This is a genomic window from Longimicrobium sp. (assembly GCF_036387355.1).
In the GTDB taxonomy this organism is placed as follows: Bacteria; Gemmatimonadota; Gemmatimonadetes; order Longimicrobiales; family Longimicrobiaceae; genus Longimicrobium.
On record NZ_DASVTX010000340.1, the window covers coordinates 1 to 8359 of the forward strand.

Annotated in this window: 3 protein-coding genes and 1 pseudogene; all 4 read left to right on the forward strand. The window is 67.0% G+C overall.

Features of this window, described 5'->3' with window-relative positions:
• On the forward strand, positions 1-186 hold a 186-nt coding region (locus VF665_RS14950; protein ID WP_331054241.1), incomplete at its 5' end, for a hypothetical protein.
• Entirely contained in the window at positions 183-2993 is a 2811-nt protein-coding gene (locus VF665_RS14955) for a helicase-related protein (RefSeq protein WP_331054242.1), read from the forward strand. The genes VF665_RS14950 and VF665_RS14955, both read left to right, overlap by 4 nt.
• A 149-nt stretch (positions 2994-3142) precedes the next feature.
• Complete coding sequence (locus VF665_RS14960) at positions 3143-7576, forward strand: Eco57I restriction-modification methylase domain-containing protein (protein WP_331054243.1); 4434 nt, start codon at positions 3143-3145, stop codon at positions 7574-7576.
• Between the two features lie 5 nt (positions 7577-7581).
• Positions 7582-8359, forward strand: a pseudogene (locus VF665_RS14965) (hypothetical protein); the annotation flags it as partial.

Genomic DNA, 8359 nt, shown 5'->3' on the forward strand with positions numbered 1-8359 from the left:
CCGGACTTCGTGTACGACGACGAGTACGCGGCGGTGTACGTGGACGGCGGCCCGGAGCGGGCCGCGCGCGACGCCGATCGCATGGCCGAGATCGAGGACTTCTACACCGTGATCCGCTTTGGGCCGGAACCTAGCTGGAACGAGACGGTGCGCCGCTTTGGCGACGTGTTCCGGAGGCGCGCGTGAGCTTTTCCGTGGGATCGCTGGTGCAGGCGCGGGGCCGCGAGTGGGTGGTGCTCCCGCAGTCTACCGACGACCTGCTCGTCCTGCGCCCGTTGGGGGGGACGGAGGACGAGGTGGCGGGGATCTACCTGCCCTTGGAGTCGGTGCGGCCGGCCACGTTCGACCTTCCCGATCCGGAGCGGCCCGGCGACTACCGCTCGTCACGGTTGCTGCGGGATGCCGTGCGGTTGGGGTTCCGGTCCAGCGCTGGCCCGTTCCGCTCGTTCGCGCGGCTGGGGGTGGATCCGCGTCCGTACCAGTTGGTGCCGCTGCTGATGGCACTCAAGCTGGACCCCGTCCGCCTGCTGATCGCAGACGACGTGGGGATCGGCAAGACGGTGGAGGCGGGGCTGATCGCGCGCGAGCTGCTGGACCGCGGCGAGGTGGAGCGGATGGCGGTGCTGTGCCCGCCGCACCTGGCGGAGCAGTGGCAGACGGAGCTCCGGGACAAGTTCCACCTGGAGGCGGAGCTGGTGCTCCCCGGCACGGTGTCGCGGCTGGAGCGGCACAAGCGCTTCGACGAATCGGTGTTCGAGCGCTTTCCCATCGTGATCGTATCGACGGACTTCATCAAGAGCGATCGACGCCGCTTCGAGTTCCTGCGCACCTGCCCGGAGCTGGTGATCGTGGACGAGGCGCACACCTGCGCCTGGGGCGGCGAAGGGCGGGGTAACCACCAGCGCCACCAGCTGCTCCGGGAGCTCGCGGACAAACCGTCGCGCCACCTGGTCCTGGTGACGGCCACACCCCACAGCGGCAACGAAGAGGCGTTCCGCTCACTCCTCTCCCTGCTGGACCGCTGCTTCGCCCACCTTCCGGACGACCTTTCCGGCGCGCAGAACGAGGCACACCGGCGGCGGCTGGCGGCGCACCTGGTGCAGCGGCGGCGCGCGGACATCCGCCACTACATGGACGCCGACACCCCCTTTCCCGAGCGCGCGGAGGCGGAGGAGACGTACACGCTCTCACCCGCGTACCGGCGGCTGTTTGACCGGGTGCTGGCCTACGCGCGCGAGACGGTGCGCGAGGCCGACGAGGGTGCGCACCGCAGCCGCGTGCGCTGGTGGGCGGCGCTCTCGCTGCTGCGCGCGCTGGCATCGTCGCCCGCGGCGGCGGCGGCCACGCTGCGCAGCCGTGCGGCCTCGGCCGACACCGACACGGTCGACGAGGCGGACGAGGTGGGGCGGCGCTCGGTGCTGGACCTGGTGGAAGACGAGTCGGCGGAGGGGGTGGACGTGGCGCCGGGCGCGGATTCCGGCGAAGAGGGCGGCGACGATGCGCCGGCCCGCCGCCGGCTGCGCGAAATGGCGCGCGAGGCCGACGCCCTGCGCGGCGAGGGCGACGCCAAGCTGCAGAAGGCGGTGCAGATGGTGCGCCGGCTGGTGGCGGACGGGTTTCGCCCCATCGTGTTCTGCCGCTTCATCCCCACGGCGGAGTACGTGGCCGAGTCGCTGCGGGCGGCCCTACGCGGGGTGGAAGTCGTCGCCGTGACGGGGACGCTGCCGCCCGACGAGCGCGAGGCGCGGGTGCTGGCGATGGCGGACGCGGAGAAGCGGGTGCTGGTGTGCACGGACTGCCTTTCCGAGGGCGTGAACCTGCAGGAGCTGTTCGACGCCGTGCTGCACTACGACCTGTCGTGGAACCCGACCCGACACGAGCAGCGCGAGGGGCGGGTGGACCGCTTCAACCAGCCGAAGCCGGAGGTTCGGGTGGTGACGTACTACGGCACCGACAACCAGATCGACGGGATCGTGCTGGACGTGCTGCTGCGCAAGCACCGCGAGATCCGCCGCAAGCTGGGCGTCTCCGTGCCGGTGCCGGTGGACACGGACCGCGTGGTGGAGGCCATCTTCGAAGGGCTGCTTCTGCGCGGGCGCGGCGGGGGCGCGGCCGAGCAGCTGGCGTTCTTCGAGGAGCACTTTCGTCCCCAGAAGGAAGAGCTGTTCCGCGAGTGGGAGGCCGTTTCCACTCGTGAGCGGCGCTCGCGCACCATGTTCGCGCAGGAGTCGCTCAAGCCCGACGAGGTGGCGCGCGAGCTGGCGGCGGTGCGCGACGCAATTGGCGCGGGCGTGGACGTGGAGGCGTTCACCGCAGAGGTGCTGCGCGTCGCCGGGGCTGCGGTGCGGCAGGCGGACGGCGCGCTGGAGGTGGATCTGGCGGAGGCACCGGGCTCTCTGCGCGAGGCCGTCGGAATGAGCGGCCGTTTCCGCGCCCGCTTCGCCCGGCCGGTGGGGGAGCGAGAGGTGCACCTGACGCGCACGCATCCGGTGGTGGAGGGACTGGCCACCTGGGTGATGGACACGGCGCTCGATCCCTTGGGCCAGGGGGTGGCCCGGCGCGCGGGCGCCATCCGCACCCGCGCCGTGGAGCGCCGCACGACGGTACTGCTGCTGCGCCTGCGCTATCACATCGTGGTCACGCGCGGCGACGCGGAGCGCGCGCTGCTGGCGGAAGACGCGCGGCTGGTGGCGTTCGCGGGGGCGCCTGCGAATCCTCAGTGGCTCCCCGCAGAGGCAGCGGAGGCGCTACTGGCCGCGTCGCCGGACGCCAACGTCACGCGCGACCAGGCGGCGGACTACATCCGCCAGGTGGTGGAGGGCTTCGACGCCCTGCGCCCGTGGCTGGACGAAGTGGCGCGCGAACGCGCCGACGAGCTGCTGGAGGCCCACAAGCGCGTCCGCGCTGCCGCGGCGCAGAAAGGCGTCCGCTACCGGGTGGAGGCGCAGCTTCCACCCGACGTGCTGGGCATCTATCTCTACCTGCCGGCGTGATACTGTAGAGTACCGGTTACAAATCACAGTGATCGACTGCTGAATCGGTTGATCCAGCTTCATCTTTCCTCGCCCGCTACACCGACCCGATGCGTTCTCGCGGTTCCAATCCGTTCACCACCGTCCGCACTGAAGGTGGGCTGCTTCCCGTGGATCTGCTGCAGCGCGTGGCCGAGGCCGACGCGCGGCTGGGGGGACTCTCGCCGGAGGCGTACCACCTGTCAGGCGAGAAGGTGGGCGAGGCGGTTTCGCGCTCGTGGCAGCGGCTGCTGGGGGCGTGGCGCGCCTTCCGCTCGGCCGCGGACAAGCTTTCCGCATCGGATCCGGGGACGTCGGTGACGCGCGAGAAGTGGCTGCTGCCCCTGTTCCACGAGCTGGGGTATGGCCGGCTGGTGGGGCGGGGGACGGTGGAGGTGGACGGCGTGTCGTACCCCGTCTCCCACGCGTGGGAGCACGCGCCCATCCACCTCCTTGGCTTTCGCGTGGAGCTGGACCGGCGGACGGCGGGCGTGGCGGGGGCGGCGCGCACGTCTCCACACGGGCTGGTTCAGGAGGTGCTGAACCGCTCGGACGCGCACCTGTGGGGCTTTCTTTCCAACGGCCACCGTCTGCGAATCCTTCGCGACAGCGTGAGCCTGGCGCGGCCGGCGTACGTGGAGTGGGACTTGGAGGCGATGATGGAGGGCGAGGTCTACCCGGACTTCGTCCTCCTCTGGCTGCTGTGCCACCAGTCGCGGGTGGAGGCGGCGCGCCCGGAGGAGTGCTGGCTGGAGCGCTGGGCGCGCGCGGCGCAGGAGCAGGGGACCCGCGTGCTGGAAGACCTGCGTTTGGGGGTGGAGCACGCGATCAACGCCTTAGGCACGGGGTTCCTGGCGCACCGCGAGAACGCGGCGCTGCGTGACCGGCTGCGCTCGGGCGAGCTGGACCGGCAGGAGTACTACCGGCAGTTGCTGCGCGTCGTCTACCGCATGCTCTTTCTGTTCGTGGCCGAAGACCGCGGGCTGCTGCTGGATCCGGCGGCGGAGCCGGAGGCGCGGGAGCGCTACACGCGGTGGTACTCTGCGGCCCGGCTGCGGCGGCTGGCGGAGCGGCGCACGGGTACGCGTCACGGGGACCTGGTGCAGGGACTGTGGCTGGTGATGCGCAAATTAGGCGCACAGGGTGGGTGCCCGGAACTGGGGCTGCCGGCGCTGGGCTCCTTTCTCTTTTCGCTGGAGGCGGCGGCGGCGCTGGAGGGGATGGCCATCGACAACCGGCACCTGCTGGACGCGCTGCGGGCGCTGGCGTTTACCGCCGACCGGCACCGGCTACGCCCGGTGGACTTTCGCAACCTGGGCTCGCGCGAACTGGGAAGCGTCTACGAGTCGCTGCTGGAGCTTCACCCGGAGCTTAACGTGGACGCGGGGACGTTCATGCTGCGGACGGTGAGCGGCAGCGAGCGCAAGACGACGGGCAGCTACTACACGCCGGAGTCGCTCATCCAGGCGCTGCTGGACTCGGCGCTGGACCCGGTGCTGGACCAAGCGGCGCGCTCGGCGGACCCGGCGGCTGCCATCTTGGCGCTCCGGGTGTGTGACCCGGCGTGCGGCTCGGGGCACTTTCTGATCTCGGCGGCGCACCGCATCGCGCAGCGGCTGGCGGCGGCGCGCTCGCCCGACGAGGAGCCCAGCCTGGAGGTGCAGCGCCACGCCCTGCGCGACGTGATCGGCCACTGCGTGTACGGGGTGGACCTGAACCCCATGGCGGTGGAGCTGTGCAAGGTGAGCTTGTGGATGGAGGCGCTGGAGCCCGGCCGTCCGCTCTCGTTCCTGGACCACCGCATCCAGGCGGGCAATTCGCTGCTGGGCACTACGCCGTTGCTGCTGCGCGCCGGCATTCCCGACGACGCGTTCACGCCCATCGAGGGGGATAATCGCAAGCTGTGCACGGAGTTCAAGAAGCAGAACAAGCGCGAGCGGCTGTCGGAGCAGATGGGGTTCTTCGTCGAGCTGGGTGGCGGCGCGTCGAACGAGCTTTCCGAGGCTATGCGCACGGTGGACGCGCTTCCCGACGACACCTTCGAGGACGTGCAGCGCAAGCAAACAGCCTATGCGGAACTGGTGCGCTCCGGCGGCTACGGGCGCTTTCGGCGGCTGGCGGACGCGTGGTGCGCGGCGTTCGTGTGGAAGAAGAACGGTGAGTTCCCGTACGCTATCACCGAAGAGGTCTTTCGCCGCATCGAGCGCAACCCCGACCACCTGCCGGGATGGATGCGCGACGAGATCGGCCGCCTGCGCGAACAGTACCAGTTCTTTCACTGGCACCTGGCCTTTCCCGATGTGTTCCGCGTGCCGGAGCGGCCGGATGTGAAGGGCAACGATCCCACAGGGTGGGACGGCGGGTTCGACGTGGTGTTGGGCAACCCGCCGTGGGAGCACACGGAGCTCAAAGAGCAGGAGTGGTTCGCCGCGCGCGCGCCCGAAATAGCAAATGCGCCCGGAACTCGGCGGAAGCGAATGATTGACGCACTGAAGGTGGACAATCCGGCGCTGTACGTCGCATTTTCGGAAGACAAGAGAGCGGCGGACGGACAGAGTCACGTGATTCGCAACGCAGGTCGCTTTCCACTCTGTGGTCGAGGCCGGATCAACACGTATGCGATCTTCGCAGAGCTCAACCGTCAGATATCTTCTGGCACTGGGCGCGTCGGCTGCATCGTTCCCTCCGGCATTGCCACGGACGATACTACCAAGTTCTTCTTCCAAGACATTGTGGACGCAAGCTCCCTCGTCAGCTTTTACGATTTCGAGAATGCTGCGCCGATTTTTCCCGGCGTCCACCGGAGCTACAAGTTCTGCTTGCTGACGATGCGGGGGGCGGTGAGCCGTCGGGATCGCACCGCGAGTAGCGACCTTTCAGCGGAGTTCGCGTTCTTCCTCCATGATGTTGCCGACTTAGCGGTCGGAGAGCGGCGTTTTAGCCTCACATCCACAGATATCGAGCTACTGAACCCGAACACCCGCACCTGCCCAATCTTCCGCACCCGCCGCGACGCGGAAATCACGAGGGCAATCTACCGACACATCCCCGTATTGATTGACGAGAACCGAGCCGAAGGGAATCCATGGCTAATCACCTTCAAGCAGGGCTTCTTCAACATGACCAGCGACTCCGGGTTGTTCCGCACGCGCGAGCAACTGGAGGCGGACGGATTTGGGTTGTGCGCGAACCGATTCAGCCGAGGCGGAGAGGTGTGGCTTCCGCTGTATGAAGCGAAGATGCTACACCAATTCGATCACCGGTGGAGCAGTTATGCCGGGTTGGATACGCGCGATGTAACCCGTACGGAGAAGTCTGATCCGGAATTCACGGTGCTTGCGCGGTACTGGGTCGCTGTGGAGGAGGTCCGCACTGCCTCGGTCAATTGGAAGCGACAGTGGCTGTTGGCCTTTCGACGCGTTGCGAGGACGACCGACGAGCGATCCGCGCTCTTTACGATCCTCCCGGAGAATGGGCCGGGGGATAGCGTATTCCTCGCGCTGCCAATGATCGCAACTGCTGATGAATGCGCAGCACTCTTGGGTGTTTTCGATTCTATCCCATTTGATTATGTGGCGAGACAGAAAGTCGGAGGTATCAATTTCAGCTTCTACATAGTTCAACAGTTGCCCACGCTTCCTCCCGAACTACTTCATGCGCGGAGCGAGTTTGATTCTACAATGGTAGTACAGTGGCTCCTGCCTCGCGTGCTCGAATTGACCTACACCGCTTGGGACCTACAGCCATTCGCGGAGGATTGCGGTTATGACGGCCCGCCCTTCCGCTGGGACGAGGAGCGCCGCTTTCTGCTGCGCTGCGAACTCGACGCCGCGTTCTTCCACCTGTACGGCATCGAGCGTGACGACGTGGACTACATCATGGACACGTTCCCCATCGTCCGCCGCAAGGACGAGGCGGCGCACGGCGAGTACCGCACCAAACGGGTGATCTTGGAGATCTACGACGAGATGGCGCAGGCCGCCCGCACGGGCACACCGTACGCCACCCGGCTGGACCCGCCCCCCGCGGACCCGCGCGTGGCGCATCTGGAGGCGACCAGGGCTACTGGGGCAGCTCAAGTCTCGACAGCGACGCCTTTCGTACCAGAAATGCCCTCGTTCATCGATCCAGACCCGGCGGACGCGCTCATTGTTGTCCTGGCTCTGCTCCATGCATCCGGGGGAAGCTTGATGCAGCAGGAGCTGGCGCGGGCATTCGCGTTGTGGAGCAAGCCAGCTCTCCTGGTAAATTTGGCTCCTGAGGAACTTGCTGCGAAGGGAAAGGACTGGTCCGAGCGGGTTATGCAAAGGAGCATCGCCCCTGGTACGTTGGCGGAAGCCCTGAAGGAACTTGTCGACCGCCAAGTACTCCGGCGGACCCTCGACGATGCGTCGCACGTTGTGGTGAACACAACCGACTACACGCCAGGAGAAAGCGAAGTTGACGCATGGTTCCGCTTTGAGGCGCGGCTTGTTCTAGGGGTGCTCGCAGCGGTGGCGCCTGAACGGGCTGGAGACGTGGACGCCGGGATCTCTGGCGAGGATCGAAACCTTCTTGCAGCCTGAGCAGCGTGACACAGCTTCGATTACCCGGTATTGATCCGCCCGACCAGATCCAGCCTCATCCGGAGCGCCGTGAGCCCGCAGTATGGGTCAGACGCGTGCGTGTGCTGAAGGAACTCCGTCCTGGCGAAGAGAACATCGTCCGCGACGTTGAGCTTCGCCGCGGGCTGAACATCATCTGGGCTCCTCCTGAATCGACAGACGAAAACGCGTTGTTTCAAAGCGGTGTCGCCGGACATACCGCAGGAAAAACGACGTTCTGCCGACTGGTCCGGTATGCTCTCGGCGAGAGAAGTTTTGCCTCCGAAACCACTCGCCGCAGAGTGCGTGACAAGCTGCCGATGGGCTGGCTGGTCGCCGAGGTGATCGTAGACGGCCGCCCGTGGGCAGTTGCGCGCCCATTCGGTGTTGGCGCGCATCCGTTCTGCGTAGAAGGTGGGACCGTCGATCAGGCGGTTGAAGGAGGCTATCACTCCGAATACCGGATGTTTCTGGATGCGATTGCATCAGCAACCACAGCCATGCTTCCGGCGTCACGCTTCCCCACGCGTGACGAGCCTGTGCAATGGGAGCACATCCTGCCGTGGCTTAGTCGTGATCAGGAGGCGCGATTTGCTGACCTTCTTGAGTGGCGTCATAGCTCAAGCAGCTCTGATGCACCGGCGCTAAATGTTGACGAGCGGCAATTCCTGGTTCGGTCCGTACTCGGAGTCATCACGGATGCGGAGCGCGATGAGCAGCAGCGGAACGTGCGGCTGGTCGCCCAGCGGAAGGAGGCCGCGCAAC